This window comes from Pseudomonas sp. FP2254 (assembly GCF_030687695.1).
In the GTDB taxonomy this organism is placed as follows: Bacteria; Pseudomonadota; Gammaproteobacteria; order Pseudomonadales; family Pseudomonadaceae; genus Aquipseudomonas; species Aquipseudomonas quebecensis.
In genome coordinates, this window is the sequence record NZ_CP117444.1 from 4513782 (window position 1) to 4531889 (window position 18108).

General features: G+C 59.8%; 20 protein-coding genes. All 20 read right to left on the reverse strand.

Annotation, left to right across the window (positions count from 1 at the left end):
* Positions 1–119 precede the first annotated feature (119 nt).
* The 20 genes from PSH94_RS20745 to cysE all read right to left on the reverse strand — a co-directional run bounded on the left by PSH94_RS20745 (position 120) and on the right by cysE (position 18107).
* On the reverse strand, positions 120–911 hold the full coding sequence (locus PSH94_RS20745) for an amidohydrolase (protein ID WP_181078647.1): 792 nt from the start codon (positions 909–911) through the stop codon (positions 120–122).
* On the reverse strand, positions 899–2047 hold the full coding sequence (locus tag PSH94_RS20750; protein ID WP_181078649.1) for a pyridoxal phosphate-dependent aminotransferase: 1149 nt from the start codon (positions 2045–2047) through the stop codon (positions 899–901). The genes PSH94_RS20745 and PSH94_RS20750 overlap by 13 nt, the downstream gene beginning before the upstream one ends.
* Before the next feature lie 114 nt (positions 2048–2161).
* Positions 2162–3631 (reverse strand): ribosome biogenesis GTPase Der, encoded by a 1470-nt coding sequence (gene der, locus PSH94_RS20755; protein ID WP_181078651.1) that lies wholly within the window; start codon positions 3629–3631, stop codon positions 2162–2164.
* 138 nt (positions 3632–3769) lie between these two features.
* Positions 3770–4921 carry an outer membrane protein assembly factor BamB gene (gene bamB / locus PSH94_RS20760; protein ID WP_181078653.1) on the reverse strand — a complete coding sequence of 384 codons (1152 nt, stop codon included), beginning with the start codon at positions 4919–4921 and terminating at the stop codon, positions 3770–3772.
* The gene (locus PSH94_RS20765) at positions 4914–5555 is read right to left on the reverse strand and encodes a YfgM family protein (RefSeq protein ID WP_305435653.1); all 642 of its coding nucleotides are present in this window, start codon (positions 5553–5555) and stop codon (positions 4914–4916) included. The genes bamB and PSH94_RS20765 overlap by 8 nt, the downstream gene beginning before the upstream one ends.
* A gap of 42 nt (positions 5556–5597) precedes the next feature.
* Positions 5598–6887, reverse strand: coding sequence for a histidine--tRNA ligase (hisS, locus tag PSH94_RS20770; RefSeq protein ID WP_253509274.1), 1290 nt, complete (start codon positions 6885–6887; stop codon positions 5598–5600).
* 21 nt (positions 6888–6908) lie between these two features.
* On the reverse strand, positions 6909–8018 hold the full coding sequence (gene ispG, locus PSH94_RS20775) for a flavodoxin-dependent (E)-4-hydroxy-3-methylbut-2-enyl-diphosphate synthase (protein ID WP_181078659.1): 1110 nt from the start codon (positions 8016–8018) through the stop codon (positions 6909–6911).
* Positions 8019–8020: 2 nt separating this feature from the next.
* The gene (locus PSH94_RS20780; RefSeq protein ID WP_181078661.1) at positions 8021–9022 is read right to left on the reverse strand and encodes a RodZ family helix-turn-helix domain-containing protein; all 1002 of its coding nucleotides are present in this window, start codon (positions 9020–9022) and stop codon (positions 8021–8023) included.
* Complete coding sequence (gene pilW / locus PSH94_RS20785; protein ID WP_253509276.1) at positions 9022–9780, reverse strand: type IV pilus biogenesis/stability protein PilW; 759 nt, start codon at positions 9778–9780, stop codon at positions 9022–9024. Before pilW ends, PSH94_RS20780 begins: the two co-directional genes overlap by 1 nt.
* Before the next feature lie 12 nt (positions 9781–9792).
* Positions 9793–10941 (reverse strand): 23S rRNA (adenine(2503)-C(2))-methyltransferase RlmN, encoded by a 1149-nt coding sequence (gene rlmN, locus PSH94_RS20790; RefSeq protein ID WP_034100424.1) that lies wholly within the window; start codon positions 10939–10941, stop codon positions 9793–9795.
* Positions 10942–10969: 28 nt separating this feature from the next.
* Positions 10970–11395, reverse strand: a complete 426-nt coding sequence (ndk, locus tag PSH94_RS20795; RefSeq protein ID WP_034100426.1) for a nucleoside-diphosphate kinase — start codon at positions 11393–11395, stop codon at positions 10970–10972.
* 92 nt (positions 11396–11487) lie between these two features.
* Positions 11488–11688, reverse strand: coding sequence for a Fe-S cluster assembly protein IscX (iscX, locus tag PSH94_RS20800; protein WP_034100428.1), 201 nt, complete (start codon positions 11686–11688; stop codon positions 11488–11490).
* Between the two features lie 14 nt (positions 11689–11702).
* A complete protein-coding gene (fdx, locus tag PSH94_RS20805; protein WP_005791182.1) occupies positions 11703–12044 on the reverse strand; it encodes an ISC system 2Fe-2S type ferredoxin in 342 nt (113 codons plus the stop codon).
* Between the two features lie 3 nt (positions 12045–12047).
* Positions 12048–13910, reverse strand: a complete 1863-nt coding sequence (gene hscA, locus PSH94_RS20810) for a Fe-S protein assembly chaperone HscA (protein WP_181078664.1) — start codon at positions 13908–13910, stop codon at positions 12048–12050.
* A 50-nt stretch (positions 13911–13960) separates the two neighbouring features.
* Entirely contained in the window at positions 13961–14482 is a 522-nt protein-coding gene (gene hscB / locus PSH94_RS20815; RefSeq protein WP_305435654.1) for a co-chaperone HscB, read from the reverse strand.
* A gap of 8 nt (positions 14483–14490) precedes the next feature.
* Positions 14491–14814, reverse strand: coding sequence for an iron-sulfur cluster assembly protein IscA (gene iscA, locus PSH94_RS20820; protein ID WP_010565230.1), 324 nt, complete (start codon positions 14812–14814; stop codon positions 14491–14493).
* Between the two features lie 28 nt (positions 14815–14842).
* Positions 14843–15229: a Fe-S cluster assembly scaffold IscU gene (iscU, locus tag PSH94_RS20825; protein ID WP_028617851.1), complete on the reverse strand. Its 387-nt coding sequence runs from the start codon at positions 15227–15229 to the stop codon at positions 14843–14845.
* Positions 15230–15328: 99 nt separating this feature from the next.
* The gene (locus PSH94_RS20830; RefSeq protein WP_181078668.1) at positions 15329–16543 is read right to left on the reverse strand and encodes an IscS subfamily cysteine desulfurase; all 1215 of its coding nucleotides are present in this window, start codon (positions 16541–16543) and stop codon (positions 15329–15331) included.
* Between the two features lie 50 nt (positions 16544–16593).
* Positions 16594–17085: a Fe-S cluster assembly transcriptional regulator IscR gene (gene iscR / locus PSH94_RS20835; protein ID WP_003194020.1), complete on the reverse strand. Its 492-nt coding sequence runs from the start codon at positions 17083–17085 to the stop codon at positions 16594–16596.
* A gap of 239 nt (positions 17086–17324) precedes the next feature.
* Positions 17325–18107, reverse strand: coding sequence for a serine O-acetyltransferase (cysE, locus tag PSH94_RS20840; RefSeq protein WP_181078672.1), 783 nt, complete (start codon positions 18105–18107; stop codon positions 17325–17327).
* Between the last annotated feature and the right edge of the window lies 1 nt (position 18108).

Consider the following 18108-nt stretch of genomic DNA (forward strand, 5'->3'; position numbering starts at 1 on the left):
TTTATTGAGTGGCAAATTTAGGTTGATTGTCGGGGACTCATCGGGGGCGAGCCCCACCCACATTTTGAACGGTCCACAGATCAACCTGTGGGAGGGGGCTTGCCCCCGATAGCGGTCCGTCAGACGAACTGAAAACTATCGGCATCCAGGTTCGCCGGAAACCGGGTGCGATATGCGGCCAACTCCGCCGCATCCAGCTTCACCTCAAACACCCCGTCAGCCTCTCCCGCACTGAGCAGAGTCTCGCCCTGGAAGTCCAATACCTGGCTATCGCCGGTGTAGGCGAAGCCTTTGCCGTCGGTACCCACTCGATTCACCGCCGCCACGTAACACAGGTTTTCGATGGCCCGCGCCGGCAATAATCGATTCCAGTGCTGACGCCGCGCTCCCGGCCAATTGGCGGTGTACAGCAGCAAGTCAGTGTCCTGGGCGTCGCGGCTCCACACCGGGAAGCGCAAGTCGTAGCAAATCAATGGGCGAATACGCCAGCCCTTCAACTCGAACTGCACCTGGCGCTCGCCGGGCGTGTAGTGATTGTGCTCACCGGCCATACGGAACAGATGACGCTTATCGTAGTGCAGCACTTCACCATCCGGCCGCACCCACAGCAGGCGGTTACGATGGCTGCCGTCAGCCGCCTGGATAATCACGCTGCCGGTAATCACCGCGTTGTGTTTCGCCGCCTGAGCTTGCAACCAGCGCTGAGTGGGGCCGTTTTCCGGCTCGGCGAGGGCGTGCGAATCCATGGAAAAACCGGTGGTGAACATCTCCGGCAGTACGATCAGATCGGCACTGCCGGCCTGCGCCAGCAGCGGCTCGAAATGCTCAAGGTTGGCCTGGCGGTCATGCCAGGCCAAGGTGGTCTGGACCAGGGCGATATTCAGATCGGGCAGTGCGGTCAGATCACGCATAGTTTTTCAGCTGCATGGCGCAGCGTCTCCTCGCGTTTGGCAAAGCACAGGCGCACCAGGCGCTGCTCTTTGGGCGGGTTCTGGTAGAACACCGAGATAGGTATGCTCGCCACGCCATGCTCGCGGGTCATCCACAGGGACATGGCGACGTCGTCCAGGTCGGGGCGTATCCGGGAGTAATCCACCAGCTGGAAGTAGGTTCCGGCCACCCGGGTAAAGGTGAAACGCGACGGTGCCAGCAGATCGCAGAACAGGTCGCGCTTGGCCTGATAGAACCCCGGCAATTCGTCGACATGCTCTGGATGATCGGCCATAAAGTCGGCCAACGCGAACTGCAACGGCGTCACGCAGCAGAAATTGACGTACTGATGCACTTTGCGCAACTCGGCCGTGAGGTCGGGTGGCGCTACCACATAGCCGGTTTTCCAGCCGGTCACGTGGTAGGTCTTGCCGAATGAGCTGATCACGAAGGCGCGCGCATACAGCTCTTCGTGAGCCAGCACGCTGACGTGGGCCGCGCCATCGAATACCAAATGCTCGTAGACTTCGTCGCTGAGCAGGTAGATATCGCGGTCGCGGATTAATTCAGCCAATTGGTCCAGCTCAGCGCGGCTGATCAGCGCACCGGTTGGGTTATGCGGGGTGTTGAGGATGATCATGCGCGTGCGTGGCGAGAGTGCGGCCTTGATCCGCTCAAAGTCGAGTGCAAAGCCCTGCAGGTTCAATTGCACCCGCACGCACCGGCCGCCGGCCAGTTCCACAGAGGGCACGTAGCTGTCGTAGCACGGGTCGAACACAATGACTTCATCGCCGTTGCGAATCACCGCCTGAATCGCGCAGAAGATCGCCGCGGTGGCCCCGGGGGTGATGGTGACCTCAGTGTCAGGATCGACCGTGGCGCCATAGCTGCGGGCGATCTTGGCGACCACTTGCTGGCGCAGGGCCGGCAGGCCAGTCATGGGAGAATATTGGTTGTGCCCGGCCCCCACGTGCCTGCCCACCGCGTCGAGCAGGCCTTGAGGCGCATTGAAATCGGGAAAACCCTGGGACAGGTTGAGCGCGCCCGTTTCGGCGGCGAGTTGCGACATGGTGGTGAAAATGGTCGTGCCGACCGTTGGCAGTTTGCTGATGATCATCTTAGGCCCCTGCGAATAAGTCCCAAGTTTTAAGCTGCGAACCCCATGGGGTCAAGGCACAAACCGACGCGCACAAAAAAGGGCTCATCAAGAGCCCTTTCTGCGAAGTCGATATCAGCGCTTGTCGCGGCGCTTTTTGTCGGCTTTCTTGTGGTGAGTCATCAAACGACGCTTCTTGTTCACCTGACGGTCAGTCAGTGTGTTCTTGTTGCCTTCGTATGGGTTCTCGCCGCCCTTGAACTCGATGCGAATCGGCGTACCAACCAGTTTCAAGACACGACGGTAGGTGTTCTCCAGGTAACGCACGTACGACTTGGGCACCTTCTCGATCTGGTTACCGTGGATCACGATAATCGGCGGGTTGGCACCCCCCAGGTGGGCATAACGCAGCTTGATCCGGCGGTTGTTGACCATCGGCGGCGCATGCTCGCCTACCGCATCTTCCAGGATCTGGGTCAGACGGTTGGTCGGCCAGCGGGTGACCGCAGACTTGAACGAGTTCTGGACGGAGGCGTAAAGGTTACCCACGCCGGTGCCATGCAACGCCGAGATGAAGTGAATATCCGCGAACTCAACGAAGAACAGGCGACGCTGCAGCTCGATCTTGACGAAATCGCGCTCGCTCGGCGTCATGCCGTCCCACTTGTTGATTGCGATAACCAGAGCACGACCGGCCTCCAGGGCAAAACCCAGCAGGTTCAGGTCGTGGTCCACCACGCCTTCACGGGCGTCCATCACAAAGATCACCACGTTGGCGTCCTTGATGGCCTGCAGGGTCTTGACCACGGAGAACTTTTCAACTTCCTCGTGGATCTTGCCGCGCTTGCGCACACCGGCGGTGTCGATCAGCGTGTACTTCTCGTCGTTACGCTCGAACGGGATGTAGATACTGTCGCGAGTGGTGCCGGGCTGGTCGTAGACGATGACGCGGTCTTCGCCGAGCATCCTGTTGACCAGAGTCGACTTGCCGACGTTAGGGCGACCGATGATGGCGATCTTGATACCGTCTTTTTCGCTCGGACCAGGAATGCGCTTGGCTTCCTCGCCTTCTGCAACAATCTCTTCTTCGCCGTCTTCTTCCTCGACATCATCCTTGGGAAAATCGCGCAGAGCGATTTCCAGCATCTGGGTGATACCGCGACCGTGGGCGCCGGCGATCGGGATCGCATCGCCCAGACCCATAGGGCTGAACTCGGCACGGGCCTGCTCAGGATCGATGTTGTCGATCTTGTTGGCGATCAAGTAGGAGCGTTTATTGCGCTTGCGCAGGTGCTCGCCGATCATCTGGTCGGCAGCGGTGTAGCCCGCACGGGCATCCACCAGGAACAACACGACATCGGCTTCTTCGATGGCCAGCAGCGACTGCTCGGCCATTTTTTCGTCCATGCCATGCTCGTCACCGGAGATACCACCGGTGTCGACAATAATGTAGGAGCGCCCTTGCCACTTTGCCTCACCGTATTGGCGATCACGGGTCAGACCGGACAAGTCGCCGACAATGGCGTCGCGAGTCCTGGTCAGGCGGTTGAACAAGGTGGACTTGCCGACGTTAGGTCGGCCCACCAGGGCGATTACGGGAACCATGCGGCTCTCCACTTCGTTATTTCAGAAAATACAAAAGCCGCTGCAGGGCAGCGGCTGGTGCTCGGGGCGGCATTTGATATGCCGCATGCCCTGCCGAAGCAGGGCCGCCTGGGGGTAACCCCAAGCATAGTCAAACCTTTACTTGATGGTCAGGGCTTCCAGCTTGCCGCTGTTGCCATACACATAAAGCATGTTACCCACCACCAGCGGACGCGCACGCAGGCCGTCGCTGTCGATACGCTCGCGACCGACAAAGCGACCGTCCACCTGGCTCAGCAGGTGCAGGTAGCCTTCGAAGTCGCCGACCGCTACGTAGCTGGAGAACACTTCCGGTGCCGACAGCTGGCGGCGAGCCAGCGAGTCATTACTCCAGAGTGCGGTGGTGGTGCGCTCGTCGACACTTTCAACGGTGCCCGACGCCAGGCTGACGTAAACGCTGCCAAACCCTTGGGCAACACCGGCGTAGCTGGAAGCATCACGCTGCCAGTTCACACGACCGCTCTGCAGGTCCAGCGCCGCGACACGGCCCTGATAAGTGGCGACATAGAGTGTTTCACCCGACAGCAGCAAGCCACCATCGATGTCCACGACGCGGTCCAGCTCGGAACGACCTTGAGGAATCGCCACACGGGTTTCCCAGGCCGGTACGCCGTTCTGGGTATCGAGGGCGACCACTTTACCGGTCGACAGGCCTACCACGGCCAGATTGTTGGTCACAATCGGACCACTGGTACCGCGCAGCGTCAGCACCGCCGGGGTGCTGTCGTACAACCAGCGCTGTTCGCCAGTGCTGGCGTCCAGGCCAATCACACGGTCGTCCTGGGTCTGTACAACCACCACGTCACCATTGGTGGCAGGCGGTGCGAGCACTTCACTGGTCACGCGAGCGCGCCATTTCTCTTCACCGGTGCTGGAGTCCAGGGCCACGACTTCGCCCTTGAGCGTGCCGAGCATCACCAGGCCATAGCCCACGCCGACCGCACCGGATACCGGCAGTTCGAGGTCTTTCTTCCACTTCACGTCGCCGTTCATGCGATCCATGGAGATCACCACGCCGGTGACGTCCGCGGCCACGATGTTTGCACCGTCGATGGCCGGCACCAGCATGTTGTAGGTTTCACCCTGGCCGTCACCGATGGAGCGGCTCCACTGCTTTTGCAGGACCACTTCTTCCTTGAAGCTGGTCAGCTCGGCCGGAGGCAATTCTTTCTTACTGTTGCTGCTGCAACCCGCGGCCAGAACGGCCAGAGCCAGCAATGCTGCATGTTTCCAACGGATCACGTCACGCATCCCCTTTGGCCAAGTCGTCGAGCTTGATTTGTAAGCCACCGACCGCCGCTTCATCAGACAGCGCCGCCTTGGCTTTCTGGTACGCAGCATTCGCTTCGTCGGTACGACCCAATTGGACCAGCAGGTCGCCCTTGAGCTCTTCGCGAGTGGCTACAAATGCCTTGTCTGCATCGCCGTCGAGCAGTTTAAGTGCATCGTCCGGCTTGTTCTGTGCCGCCATCACCTGAGCCAGGCGCTGACGTGCGATTTCACCCAGGATCGGGTTGGTCGGCTTGTCGACGATGGATTTCAGCTCGGTGGCTGCCTCATCCAGCTTGCCGGCATCCACCGCAACCTTCGCGACGAACAGGCTGCCGTACTGGGCATAGGTACTACCGCCGAAGTCGCTCTTGAGCTTACCGGCCAGGTAGATGACTCGAGCCTGATCAGGCTTGCCGTCCGGCGTCAGGGAGGTTTCCAGCAATTGCTGATAGAGAATCGAGGCGCCTTGGGACTGGTTGGCCTGATACTTGGTCCAGGCTTGCCAGCCGAACACCACCACTAAAGCCAGCAGGCCGCCGGTAACCAGGGGCTTGCCATTACGCTGCCACCAGTCCTTGAACTCGGCCAACTGCTCATCATCAGTACTCGACACCCCAATACTCCTTTAATCGCTAAATTCGGCTGTTCGACAGCTTCAACCCTGCACGACGCAGGTGGCCAAGTGCGCAGCGAGCGCATCAAAGGCAATGTTCTGTTGCTCACCCTGACCACGCAGGGGTTTGAAACCTATCACTTGCTGGGCCAGTTCGTCGTCGCCCAGGATCAATGCATACAACGCACCGCTCTTGTCGGCTTTCTTGAACTGGCTCTTGAAGCTGCCGGCGCCGGCGTTGATCTGCAGACGCAGGTTGGGCAACTGATCGCGCACCTTTTCGCTCAGGGTCAGGGCCGCCAGTTCGGCAGCCTCGCCGAAGGCGCACAGGTACACGTCCACCTGCCGCGAAATGTCTTCCGGCACCTGCTCCAGGGTTTCCAGCATCAGGATCAGCCGCTCGATGCCCATGGCAAAACCTACGCCGGTGGTCGGCTTGCCGCCCATCTGCTCGACCAGGCCATCGTAACGTCCACCGGCGCACACGGTACCCTGGGCACCGAGCTTGTCGGTGACCCATTCGAATACGGTCTTGCTGTAGTAGTCCAGGCCGCGTACCAGCTTAGGGTTGATCACGTAGGGAATACCGGCCGCATCCAGGCGAGCCTTGAGCCCCTCGAAGTGCGTGCGGGATTCGTCGTCCAGGTAATCGGCCATTTTCGGCGCATCGACCAGAACTGCCTGGGTATCGGCGTTTTTGGTGTCCAGCACACGCAGCGGGTTGGTTTTCAGGCGGCGCTGGCTGTCTTCGTCCAACTGATCCAGGCGCGCCGACAGGAACTCGACCAGGGCTTCGCGGTAGCGGCCCCGGGACTCGCTGGTGCCCAGGCTGTTGAGTTCAAGCTTGACCGCATCGCGAATCCCCAGCATGCCCCACAGGCGCCAGGTCAGCACGATCAGCTCGGCGTCGATGTCGGGGCCATCGAGGTTGAACACTTCAAGGCCGATCTGGTGAAACTGACGATAACGGCCTTTCTGCGGGCGCTCGTGACGGAACATCGGGCCGATGTACCACAGTTTCTGCGGCTGGCCGCCACCAGTGAGACCATGTTCGAGCACCGCGCGCACGCACGCGGCCGTGCCTTCCGGACGCAGGGTCAGGGAGTCACCGTTGCGGTCTTCAAAGGTGTACATCTCTTTTTCGACGATGTCGGTGACTTCACCGATGGAGCGCTTGAACAGCTCGGTGAATTCCACAATCGGCATGCGGATCTGCTTGTAACCGTAGTTATCCAGCAGGCGCGCGACGGTCCCTTCGACGTAGCGCCACAGCGGCGTCTGGTCGGGCAGGATGTCGTTCATGCCACGAATGGCTTGCAGAGACTTGCTCACATCAAATCCTTAAATTCGTTCTTAGCCGCGCGCGATCAGCGCTGCGTCAGCCGCGACCTTCTCGGCCGCTTTCTGGCGAATCAGCCTTTCGAGCTCATCCACCAGATTGTCATTCGTTAACTTCTGCGACGGCTTGCCGTCGATGTAAATCAGGTTCGGTGTACCACCGGTCAAGCCGATATGCGCTTCCTTGGCTTCGCCAGGTCCGTTGACCACACAACCGATCACCGCCACATCCAGCGGAACCAGCAAGTCTTCGAGACGCCCTTCCAGATCGTTCATGGTTTTCACCACGTCGAAATTCTGCCGCGAGCAACTTGGGCAAGCGATGAAGTTGATGCCACGGGAACGCAAATGCAGGGACTTGAGAATGTCGTAGCCGACCTTCACTTCCTCTACCGGGTCTGCCGCCAGGGAGATGCGGATAGTATCGCCAATCCCTTCGGCGAGCAGCATACCGAGACCCACCGCAGATTTCACTGTGCCTGAGCGCAAACCGCCCGCTTCGGTGATACCCAGGTGCAGCGGCTGCACAATTTCCTTGGCCAGCAAACGGTAGGCTTCTACCGCCATGAACACGTCGGAGGCTTTTACGCTGACCTTGAAGTCCTGGAAATTCAGGCGCTCCAGGTGCTCGACATGGCGCAGCGCCGATTCAACCAGGGCCGCCGGGGTGGGCTCGCCGTACTTCTTCTGCAGGTCTTTTTCCAGGGAACCGGCGTTGACGCCGATACGGATCGGGATGCCACGATCACGCGCAGCATCCACCACCGCGCGCACACGGTCTTCGCGGCCGATGTTGCCTGGGTTGATGCGCAGGCAATCCACACCCAATTCGGCGACGCGCAACGCAATGCGGTAGTCAAAGTGGATGTCGGCCACCAACGGCACCTTGACCAGTTGCTTGATACGGCCGAACGCCTCGGCGGCGTCCATGTCCGGCACCGACACGCGAACGATGTCAACGCCGGCGGCTTCCAGGCGGTTGATCTGTGCAACCGTGGCGGCCACGTCATTGGTGTCGCTGTTGGTCATGCTCTGCACCGCGATGGGAGCATCGCCGCCCACCGGCACCGAGCCGACCCAGATCTTGCGCGATACGCGACGTTTGATTGGAGATTCGCCGTGCATGACTATTGTCCCAACTTGAGGCGAGCGGTCTCGCCACTGGTGAACGGCGCCACGTCCACAGGCTGGCCGTTGTAGGCCACTTGCGCGCCACGGGCATAGCCCAGACGCAGCGTCAAAGGAGGCTTGCCGCCCTGGTCAAGCGTATCTCCCTTACGCTTGAGACCGCTAAACAGCACTTTGCCATTGCCATCGGTGATCTGCGTCCAGCAATCAGCGATGAAGGTGATCTGTACTCGCCCGTCACCGGCAATCAGCGCAGGCGTGGTGGGCGGTGAAATCGCCGGGGCTGCAGGAGCGACGGGCGCGGTCGTTGCCGGGGCCTGTACCGGAGCAGCGGGAACATGGGCCTGTACCGTCGGCGCAGCCGGCGTCGCGGAGTTCGCCGGCGCGGGCGCCGGGGCGTTTGCAGCAGGGGCCGGGGTGGTTTGCGGCGCGGGTTGCTCAGTGGCGGGCGGCGCCTCAGCGACGCCCTGCCCTTCTACAACGGCCTGGTCTTCCGGCTCGTCCAACGGATGAATCTGGGTGGTGCCGTCGGCGCTTTCGACTTCGACGTGCTCCATGGCATTACTGGTCATGTCCTTGGTGCGCTGGGACGTTTGGTCCTGCCACCAGACAAAACCGCCGCCGATAACGGCGATCAGCAGCAACAGGCTGACAATTCGCAAAATAGTGTGGGAAACGCGCACCGGCTCTTCGATTCGCCCCAGGCCATGCACGCTGCTGCCCTGAGAGTCGGTACCGGTAAACTGATCGAATTCCTGGACCAGCACGGCCTGGTCGATGCCCAGCAATTTGGCATAAGCGCGGATATAGCCACGGGCAAAGGTGTGCCCTGGCAGCTTATCGAACGCGCCGGCTTCCAGGTTGGCCAGGGACGTTGTGGTCAAATTGAGCTTGAGGGCCACTTCCGCCAGCGACCAACCATTGCTTTCGCGGGCCTGACGCAAGGTCTCGCCTGGGTTTACGCGATTAGCTGCTACAACTTCCGGGTGCGCCGCTTTCATCATTGCTCCGACAGGTATTGCTGATATTCCGGGGTACCGGGATAGAGTCGTTCGAGTTGCTGGCCAAATCGTGCGGCCGTGTCGCGTTCTTCATGAACCGTCGCCAGGCGCACGCCGAGCAATAGACTACGTGCATTTTGCCCGCTGAGCAGGCTAAAACGCTCGTAATAGTCACGCGCCGGCACATAATGCCTGTCTTCGTAGGACAACTCAGCCATTTCAAGCAAGGCACGGGGCTGAAGGGCGTTCAAATGCAGGGCTTTTTCCAGGTGCTGGCGAGCGTTTTCACGCTGGCCGAGGCGCATCGAGGCGACTCCAAGGTTTTCGAACACCCGCGAACGTTCAGGATAGAGGGTATCGGCACTCGCTTGCTGAAAATAACGCGCAGCTTGCTCATAGCGTTTCTGCTCGAACAGGAAGCTGCCGTAGTTGTTCAGTAGCCGCGGGTCGGCAGGACGAGCAGCCAATGCCTTGTGGAAATACCCGTCGGCCAGTTCCGGCTCGGCCTGGGCCTGAAACACCAGTGCGAGCGCGGCGTTGGCGTCGGCATCGTTGTCGTCCAGCTCCAAGGCCCTTCTCAACGGCACCTTGGCTTGCTCGCTCATGCCCTGGCGCAAGTAGCCCAACCCCAGCTGTACATAAGCGACTCGCGCTTCATCACGGCCCTTGCCGGTTTGCAACGGGCTGTCATGGCCCGATGAAACACACCCGGCCGCAAGACCGAAAATCAACAGAAGCAGCGCAAGGCGCAAGGGCATAGAGATCCTCTCTCAGGTTCGATTCACAGCGCTTTGCGGCATATCGTCGGCGGCGCTCAGCTCGCGTACCGCGATATAACGTTCGCTGCGTCGGGTGCGATCCAGCACCTGTCCTACCAATTGGCCACAGGCGGCGTCGATGTCTTCACCACGGGTGGTGCGTACGGTGACATTGAAGCCGGCCTGGTGCAGTTGATCCTGGAAACGACGGATGGCGTTGTTGCTCGGCCGCTCGTAGCCAGAATGGGGAAACGGGTTGAACGGAATCAGGTTGATCTTGCACGGGATGTTCTTAAGCAGCTCGATCATCTCGACGGCGTGTTCGACCTTGTCGTTGATGTCCTTGAGCAAGGTGTACTCGATGGTCAGCACGCGCTTTTCGCCCAGGGACGACATGTAGCGCTGACAGGATTCGAGCAGCATCTTAAGCGGATACTTCTTGTTGATCGGCACCAATTGGTTACGCAATGCGTCATTAGGTGCATGCAGCGACAACGCCAGGGAGACGTCGATGTGCTTGGACAGCTCATCGATCATCGGCACCACGCCGGAGGTCGAGAGGGTCACACGGCGCTTGGAGATGCCGTAGCCCAGGTCGTCCATCATCAAATGCATGGCCGAGACGACATTGTCGAAGTTCAGCAGCGGCTCACCCATGCCCATCATCACCACGTTGGTGATGGCACGGTCGACGGTCGCCGGGACGCTGCCAAAGGATTTGTTGGCAATCCACACCTGTCCGATCACTTCGGCGGCGGTGAGGTTGCTATTGAAACCTTGCTTGCCGGTGGAGCAGAAACTGCAATCCAGGGCACAGCCTGCCTGGGACGAAACGCACAGTGTGCCGCGCTTGCCCTGGGGGATATAAACGGTCTCGACGCAGCTGCCGGACGCCACGCGCACCACCCACTTACGGGTGCCGTCGCTGGAAATGTCCTCGCTGACCACTTCGGGACCACGCACCTCGGCAATGGCCTTGAGCTTGTCGCGCAAGGCTTTGCTGACGTTCGTCATGGCGTCGAAATCGTCGACGCCAAAGTGGTGAATCCACTTCATTACCTGACCGGCACGGAAACGCTTCTCCCCGATTGAGTCGAAGAATTTTTCCATTTCCTGTTGAGTCAGACCCAGCAGGTTGGTTTTTACAGTCGATGTAGTCATGGATTCACCTTCACTCTTAAGCCGATGCTTAGCGAGTGGTTACTTCGGTAGCGGCGAAGAAGTACGAGATTTCGCGAGCAGCAGCGGCTTCGGAGTCCGAACCGTGTACGGCGTTGGCGTCGATGGATTCAGCGAAATCGGCGCGGATGGTACCGGCAGCAGCTTCTTTAGGGTTGGTAGCGCCCATCAGCTCACGGTTCAGAGCGATAGCGTTTTCGCCTTCCAGAACCTGGACGACAACTGGACCGGAGATCATGAAAGCAACCAGGTCGCCGAAGAAACCACGCTCTTTGTGTTCAGCGTAGAAGCCTTCAGCTTCAGCCTTGGACAGTTGCTTGAGCTTGGAGGCTACAACCTTCAGGCCGGCTTTTTCGAAACGAGTGGTGATCTCGCCGATGACGTTTTTTGCAACAGCGTCAGGCTTGATGATGGAGAAAGTACGTTGAACAGCCATGGTGTAACTCCAGAAACGGTAATTTACGAAAAATTAAACCCGCGAATTATACGCGGGTTATTGGGTATTGCCTAACTGCGTAAAAAGGCGACTCAGTCTGCTTCTTCGATCCACAGGCCTTGAATCGCCTCCAGAACCTTTTCGCCGCCCCGGTCCGGGACGTCGTCAAAGTCAGGCAGCTCCAACACCAAATTGCGCAACTTGACGAAGTTGACCGTTAGAGGATTGACCTCAGGGTGAGCTTCAGCAAGTTGTATAGCGATTTCTTGTACATCAACCCATTTCAGGCTCATGACATTTCCTTGAATCAATGCGGTGCTTCGGCCGCATGGTTGAGCGAATATTTCGGGATTTCCACGGTGAGGTCTTCAGTTCCCACTTTTGCCTGGCAGCTCAGGCGCGATGTCGGTTCAAGGCCCCACGCCCTGTCAAGATAGTCTTCTTCCAGGTCATCGGCCTCGTTGAGGCTATCAAAACCTTTACGAATGATGCAGTGGCAGGTGGTGCACGCGTTGACGCCACCACAGGCACTTTCGATCTCGATATGGTTGTCATGCGCGACATCGAGAAGGGACTTGCCGGTCTCAGCCTCCACGACCATGCCGTCCGGGCAATGCTCGGCGTGCGGTAGAAAAGTGACCTGCGGCATCAGTTATTCCTCAATTTCATTCAGGTTGCGGCCCGCCAGCGCGGCTTTGACCGTCTGATCCATACGGCGGGCGGCAAAGGCATCGGTGACTTGCGACAGACGCTTGGTCTGCTGCTCGATGGCATAACCATCGTTACCCTTCATCAGTTCGGCCAGTTCCTGCATCTGCAGGTCGATGACCATGCGCTCTTCGGCGTCCAGCAGGCGCTCACCATCGGCGTCCAGCGCCCCCTGCACCGCTTCGAGCAGGCGCTGGGCATCCACTTGCTGCTCGCGCAGCACACGGGCGACCTTGTCGTCGCCGGCGTGCTGGAACGAATCCTTGAGCATCTTGGCGATTTCGCCGTCGGTGAGGCCGTAGGACGGTTTGACCTGGATACTGGCTTCAACGCCCGATCCCAGTTCGCGCGCGGCCACGTTCAGCAGGCCATCGGCGTCGACCTGGAAGGTCACGCGAATCTTGGCAGCTCCGGCGACCATCGCCGGAATGCCGCGCAATTCGAAGCGCGCCAGGGAGCGGCAATCGCTGATCAGTTCGCGCTCGCCCTGGAGCACGTGAATCATCATGGCCGTCTGGCCGTCTTTGTACGTGGTGAAATCCTGGGCGCGGGCGACGGGGATGGTGGTGTTGCGCGGAATCACCTTTTCCATCAGCCCACCCATCGTTTCCAGGCCCAGCGACAACGGAATCACGTCAAGCAGCAGCAATTCGCCGCCATCGCGCTTGTTGCCTGCCAGGGTATCGGCCTGGATGGCGGCGCCGATGGCGACCACCTGGTCCGGGTCGATTTCGGTCAGTGGCTGGCGGCCAAACGCCTCTGCTACGGCGTCACGGACCCGTGGAACGCGGGTGGAGCCGCCTACCATCACCACTGCGCCCACGTCTTCGAGCTCGATACCAGAATCACGTACGGCGCGGCGGCAAGCCTTGAGGCTGCGGGCAACCATCGGCTCGATCAGCGCATCGAAGGCCTCGCGAGTCAGTTGAGCCGACCAGGCGCCGTAGGAAACTTCAACGGATGCGGCGTCAGTCAACGCTTCTTTTGCCGCACAGGCCGTTTGCAACAGGTTGCGTTGCGCGCCTGGATCGAGATCGGCGGACAAGCCAGCGCTGGTGATGATCCAGCCCGCAATCGCGTGATCGAAGTCATCGCCGCCCAGGGCACTGTCGCCGCCGGTGGCCAGCACTTCGAAGACACCGCCGGTCAGGCGCAGGATCGAGATATCAAAGGTGCCGCCGCCCAGGTCATAAATGGCGACCAAGCCTTCGGCGTGCTGGTCCAGGCCATAGGCAACGGCCGCCGCGGTCGGCTCATTGAGCAAACGCAGCACAGTGAGACCGGCCAACTTCGCCGCATCCTTGGTGGCCTGACGCTGCGCGTCATCGAAGTACGCGGGCACGGTGATCACCGCGCCGACCAACTCGCCGCCCAGGGTTGTTTCCGCGCGCTGGCGCAGCACCTTGAGGATTTCTGCCGACACTTCCACCGGGCTTTTCGGCCCCTGGACGGTGTCGATGAATGGCATATGGGACTCACCGCCAACAAACCGATAAGGCAGTTGGTCACCCAATTGTTTCACATCGGACAGACCACGGCCCATCAGGCGCTTGACCGACAGCACGGTATTGAGCGGGTCGGCCGAGGCCGCGAGCTTGGCGGATTCGCCGACCTCGACGCGATCGGCGTGGTAACGCACGGCAGACGGCAGGATCACCTGGCCATCGGCATCGGGCAACGGCTCGGACAGGCCGCTGCGCAAGGCAGCAACCAGGGAATTGGTGGTGCCCAGGTCAATCCCCACCGCCAGGCGTCGCTGGTGCGGTTGAGGGCTTTGGCCGGGTTCGGCGATCTGCAGTAGAGCCATGGTAATCAGGTCTTATCTGTCAATCAGGCGTGCAACGGGGCAGCGCTGGGTTAATCGTCGAGGCGCTCTTCCAGCTGGCGCACTTCGTAGGAGAGCTTGTCGAGGAACTGCATGCGCCGCATCAGGCGTTCGGCCTGTTCACGTTGCGCTGCGTCATCCCAACAGGCTGCGAAGCTTTCGTTGAGCTCATCCTGGGCCGTTTTCAGTCGACGCTTGAAGACCGCGACACCCGCCAGATCGGCTTCGTCCTGCAACTCTTCGAGCTCTTCGCGCCACTGCATCTGCTGCATCAGGAAGTCGGGATCGTGCACCGTGACTTCCAGGGGCAACTCGCCACCGTTCATCGCGAGCAGATAGCGCGCGCGTTTCGGCGGACTCTTGAGGGTCTGATAGGCTTCGTTGAGACTGGCCGATTGCTCCAGGGCCAGGCGTTGCTCGCGCTCGGAACCGTCGGCAAAGCGGTCCGGATGCACCCCACGCGCCAACTCTCGGTAGCGCGTGGCAAGCTGCTCAAGGTCCAACCGAAAGCTCGGCTGCAACTCGAATAAAGCGAAATGACAAGGAGTACCCACGAATAGCCTCAGATGTTGAAGCTTTCGCCGCAGCCACATTCACCGCGGACGTTGGGGTTGTTGAACTTGAAACCTTCGTTCAACCCTTCCTTGACGAAATCGAGTTCGGTGCCGTCCAGGTAGGTCAGGCTCTTGGGGTCGATAATCACTTTCTCGCCGTGACTCTCGAACACCTGATCTTCCGCAACCACCTCGTCGACAAACTCCAGCACGTAGGCAAGGCCGGAACAGCCCGTGGTGCGAACACCCAGACGAATCCCCTCACCTTTACCGCGCCCATCCAGGGAGCGTCGCACGTGCCGCGCAGCCGCTTCTGTCATGCTGATAGCCATCGTTGACTCCTTACTCGTCGCCAAATGCTTAGATCAAGCCTTTCTTCTGCTTGTAGTCGCGAACGGCCGCCTTGATGGCGTCTTCAGCGAGTACCGAGCAGTGAATTTTCACGGGCGGCAAGGCCAGTTCTTCGGCCAGCTGAGTGTTGCTGATGGTTACAGCCTCATCCAGGGTCTTGCCTTTCATCCATTCAGTCGCCAAGGAGCTGGAGGCGATGGCCGAACCGCAACCGTAGGTCTTGAACTTGGCGTCTTCGATAACGCCGGCATCGTTAACCTTGATCTGCAGGCGCATGACATCGCCGCACGCCGGAGCGCCGACCATGCCGGTGCCTACATCCGGGTCTTCCGCGTCCATCTTGCCGACGTTGCGGGGGTTTTCGTAGTGGTCGATGACCTTTTCACTGTAAGCCATGGTACTGAATCCTCACTCATCAGGGCCGCTCTGGAACTCTGTAGAAACGCCTGCGGTATGCGCCACGTTCCTACAGAGCCTGGGTGGCGGCTTCTATAGTTAGTGTGCCGCCCACTCGATCTTGGAAATGTCGACACCGTCTTTGTACATGTCCCACAGCGGCGACAAGGTACGCAGTTTGTTGACGGCTTCGCAGACTTTCTGCGCGGCGTAGTCGACTTGCTCTTCGGTGGTGAAACGGCCGAACGTAAAGCGGATCGAGCTGTGCGCCAGTTCGTCGTTGCGGCCCAGGGCGCGCAGTACGTACGAAGGCTCAAGCGAAGCCGAGGTGCAGGCAGAACCCGAAGAAACCGCCAGGTCCTTGAGCGCCATGATCAGCGACTCGCCTTCGACATAGTTGAAGCTCAAATTCAGGTTGTGCGGGACGCGGGCGGTCATGCTGCCGTTGACATACAACTCCTCGAGGTTTTCGACTTGCTTGTAGAAGCGGTCGCTCAAGGCCTTGATGCGCACGTTTTCGGCAGCCATGTCTTCCTTGGCCACACGGAAGGCTTCACCCATGCCCACGATCTGGTGGGTCGCCAGGGTGCCCGAACGCATGCCGCGCTCGTGACCGCCGCCGTGCATGGTGGCTTCGATACGTACGCGCGGCTTGCGGCTTACGTAGAGCGCACCGATACCTTTGGGGCCGTAGGTCTTGTGAGCGGAGAACGACATCAGATCGACTTTCAGCTTCGACAGGTCGATGTCGACCTTGCCGGTGGACTGAGCAGCGTCGACGTGCAGCAGAATGCCTTTGGAGCGCGTCAGCTCGCCAATGGCTGCGATATCGTTAATGGTGCCGATTTCGTTGTTCACGTGAATCACGGAAACCAGGATGGTGTCTTCACGCAGCGCGGCTTCGATCATGGCCGGGGTGACGATACCGTCGGTGGTTGGCTCAAGGTAAGTCACCTCGAAACCTTCACGCTCCAGTTGGCGCATGGTGTCCAGGACAGCCTTGTGCTCAATCTTGGTAGTGATCAGGTGCTTGCCTTTGCTCGCGTAGAAATGCGCCGCGCCCTTGATTGCCAGGTTGTCGGACTCGGTGGCACCGGAGGTCCAGACGATTTCACGCGGGTCCGCGCCAACCAGGTCGGCAACCTGGCGACGAGCGTTCTCGACCGCTTCCTCGGCTTTCCAGCCGAATACGTGGGAACGGGAGGCCGGGTTGCCGAAGTTTCCGTCAACCAGCAGGCATTCGCTCATCTTTTGCGCGACACGCGGGTCAACCGGGGTGGTCGCTGAGTAATCAAGGTAAATCGGCAATTTCATGGACTTTCTCCTAAATCAGGCTGGCTGGCGTGCCGTTAGCTCTGCGGCTGTCACTCGACGGCGGACGCTTCAATCTTGTCCAGACGCGGCGCCTTGGTGTTGCAACGGCGCTGGTCCTGACGCTGGGCTACTTCTTGCACCTCACGGCGAGTCACAAGATCAGCCAAGCTGATACCACTCAAAAACTCATGGATCTGCAGGCTCAAGTCACACCAAAGGTGGTGTGTGAGGCAGGTGTCGCCGGCATGGCAGTCACCCAACCCCTGGCATTTGGTGGCATCGACCGATTCGTTGACCGCGTCGATCACCTGGGCTACCTGGATACCCTGCATATCGCGGGACAACTGGTAGCCACCGCCTGGCCCACGTACGCTTGAGACCAGATTGCTGCGGCGCAATTTGGCGAACAGCTGCTCAAGGTAGGACAGGGAAATGCCTTGGCGCTCGGAGATATCGGCCAGGGACACCGGCCCGGTTTGCGCGTGCAAAGCCAGATCAAGCATGGCGGTTACCGCGTATCGGCCTTTTGTAGTCAGTCTCATGGACAAGTACCAAGGTGTTTCAGAATGGGAGCAAGTATGCGATTCCCGAGTATTTAAGTCAACTATAAGACCTAGTACTTTAGTCAGGATTACCCGTAAAAAGGGCGCGCGAATCATAGCAGGATGGGGTGGGGACGAACAGCGGCAGCCGGGCGATGGCTCGATATCGAGACCAATGGAGATCAAATGTGGGAGGGGCATGCCCCCTCCCACATTGAACTTGCCGCGAATGTAAGATCTCAGCCAGCCTTGGTGGCAGGCTCACTCTTGATCTCGGCGAAGTCTTCTTCGCGCAGTTCAGGCAGCTCTTTCGCACAGTAGCTGCTGCCCAGCTCCTTCAGCGCACCGCACATACCGTCCAGCTTGCCGTCCACCGCTTGCAGGTGGTCGAGCAACTGGCCGATGGCGCGCGCCACTGGGTCGGGCATGTCTTCGCTGACACCGTAGGCGTCGAAGCCGATTTTCTCGGCCATGGCCTTACGCTTGGCCTCCTGCTCGTCGCCGACTTCCGGCTTGACGATGATGCGCCCCGGGATACCGACCACTGTGGCACCCGGCGGCACCGCTTTAGTCACCACCGCATTGGAACCCACTTTAGCCCCCGCGCCGACGGTAAACGGGCCAAGCACCTTGGCGCCCGCCCCAACTACCACGCCATCGCCCAGCGTGGGGTGGCGCTTGCCCTTGTTCCAGCTGGTACCCCCCAGAGTGACCCCCTGGTAAAGCGTCACGTCATCGCCGATCTCGGCGGTTTCACCGATGACAATGCCCATGCCGTGGTCAATAAAAAAGCGGCGACCCACCTTGGCTCCAGGGTGAATCTCGATCCCGGTGAGCCAGCGACCGAAATTCGATACCAGTCGCGCCAGCCATTTCCAGCCCATATTCCACAAGGCACCGGACAGGCGATGGATCCAGATCGCGTGCATGCCCGGGTAGCAGGTCAGCACTTCAAAGGCGTTGCGCGCCGCCGGATCACGGTGGAAAACACTCTGGATATCTTCTCGCAGACGCTCGAACATT

What these genes read in the sequence shown, in the direction of transcription:
- PSH94_RS20745 (WP_181078647.1), bottom strand. Translation starts at nt 911, where the DNA reads ATGCGTGATCTGACCGCACTGCCCGATCTGAATATCGCCCTGGTCCAG.
- PSH94_RS20750 (WP_181078649.1), bottom strand. Translation starts at nt 2,047, where the DNA reads ATGATCATCAGCAAACTGCCAACGGTCGGCACGACCATTTTCACCACC.
- der (WP_181078651.1), bottom strand. Translation starts at nt 3,631, where the DNA reads ATGGTTCCCGTAATCGCCCTGGTGGGCCGACCTAACGTCGGCAAGTCC.
- bamB (WP_181078653.1), bottom strand. Translation starts at nt 4,921, where the DNA reads ATGCGTGACGTGATCCGTTGGAAACATGCAGCATTGCTGGCTCTGGCC.
- ispG (WP_181078659.1), bottom strand. Translation starts at nt 8,018, where the DNA reads ATGCACGGCGAATCTCCAATCAAACGTCGCGTATCGCGCAAGATCTGG.
- PSH94_RS20780 (WP_181078661.1), bottom strand. Translation starts at nt 9,022, where the DNA reads ATGAAAGCGGCGCACCCGGAAGTTGTAGCAGCTAATCGCGTAAACCCA.
- pilW (WP_253509276.1), bottom strand. Translation starts at nt 9,780, where the DNA reads ATGCCCTTGCGCCTTGCGCTGCTTCTGTTGATTTTCGGTCTTGCGGCC.
- rlmN (WP_034100424.1), bottom strand. Translation starts at nt 10,941, where the DNA reads ATGACTACATCGACTGTAAAAACCAACCTGCTGGGTCTGACTCAACAG.
- ndk (WP_034100426.1), bottom strand. Translation starts at nt 11,395, where the DNA reads ATGGCTGTTCAACGTACTTTCTCCATCATCAAGCCTGACGCTGTTGCA.
- iscX (WP_034100428.1), bottom strand. Translation starts at nt 11,688, where the DNA reads ATGAGCCTGAAATGGGTTGATGTACAAGAAATCGCTATACAACTTGCT.
- fdx (WP_005791182.1), bottom strand. Translation starts at nt 12,044, where the DNA reads ATGCCGCAGGTCACTTTTCTACCGCACGCCGAGCATTGCCCGGACGGC.
- hscA (WP_181078664.1), bottom strand. Translation starts at nt 13,910, where the DNA reads ATGGCTCTACTGCAGATCGCCGAACCCGGCCAAAGCCCTCAACCGCAC.
- iscA (WP_010565230.1), bottom strand. Translation starts at nt 14,814, where the DNA reads ATGGCTATCAGCATGACAGAAGCGGCTGCGCGGCACGTGCGACGCTCC.
- iscU (WP_028617851.1), bottom strand. Translation starts at nt 15,229, where the DNA reads ATGGCTTACAGTGAAAAGGTCATCGACCACTACGAAAACCCCCGCAAC.
- PSH94_RS20830 (WP_181078668.1), bottom strand. Translation starts at nt 16,543, where the DNA reads ATGAAATTGCCGATTTACCTTGATTACTCAGCGACCACCCCGGTTGAC.
- iscR (WP_003194020.1), bottom strand. Translation starts at nt 17,085, where the DNA reads ATGAGACTGACTACAAAAGGCCGATACGCGGTAACCGCCATGCTTGAT.
- cysE (WP_181078672.1), bottom strand. Translation starts at nt 18,107, where the DNA reads ATGTTCGAGCGTCTGCGAGAAGATATCCAGAGTGTTTTCCACCGTGAT.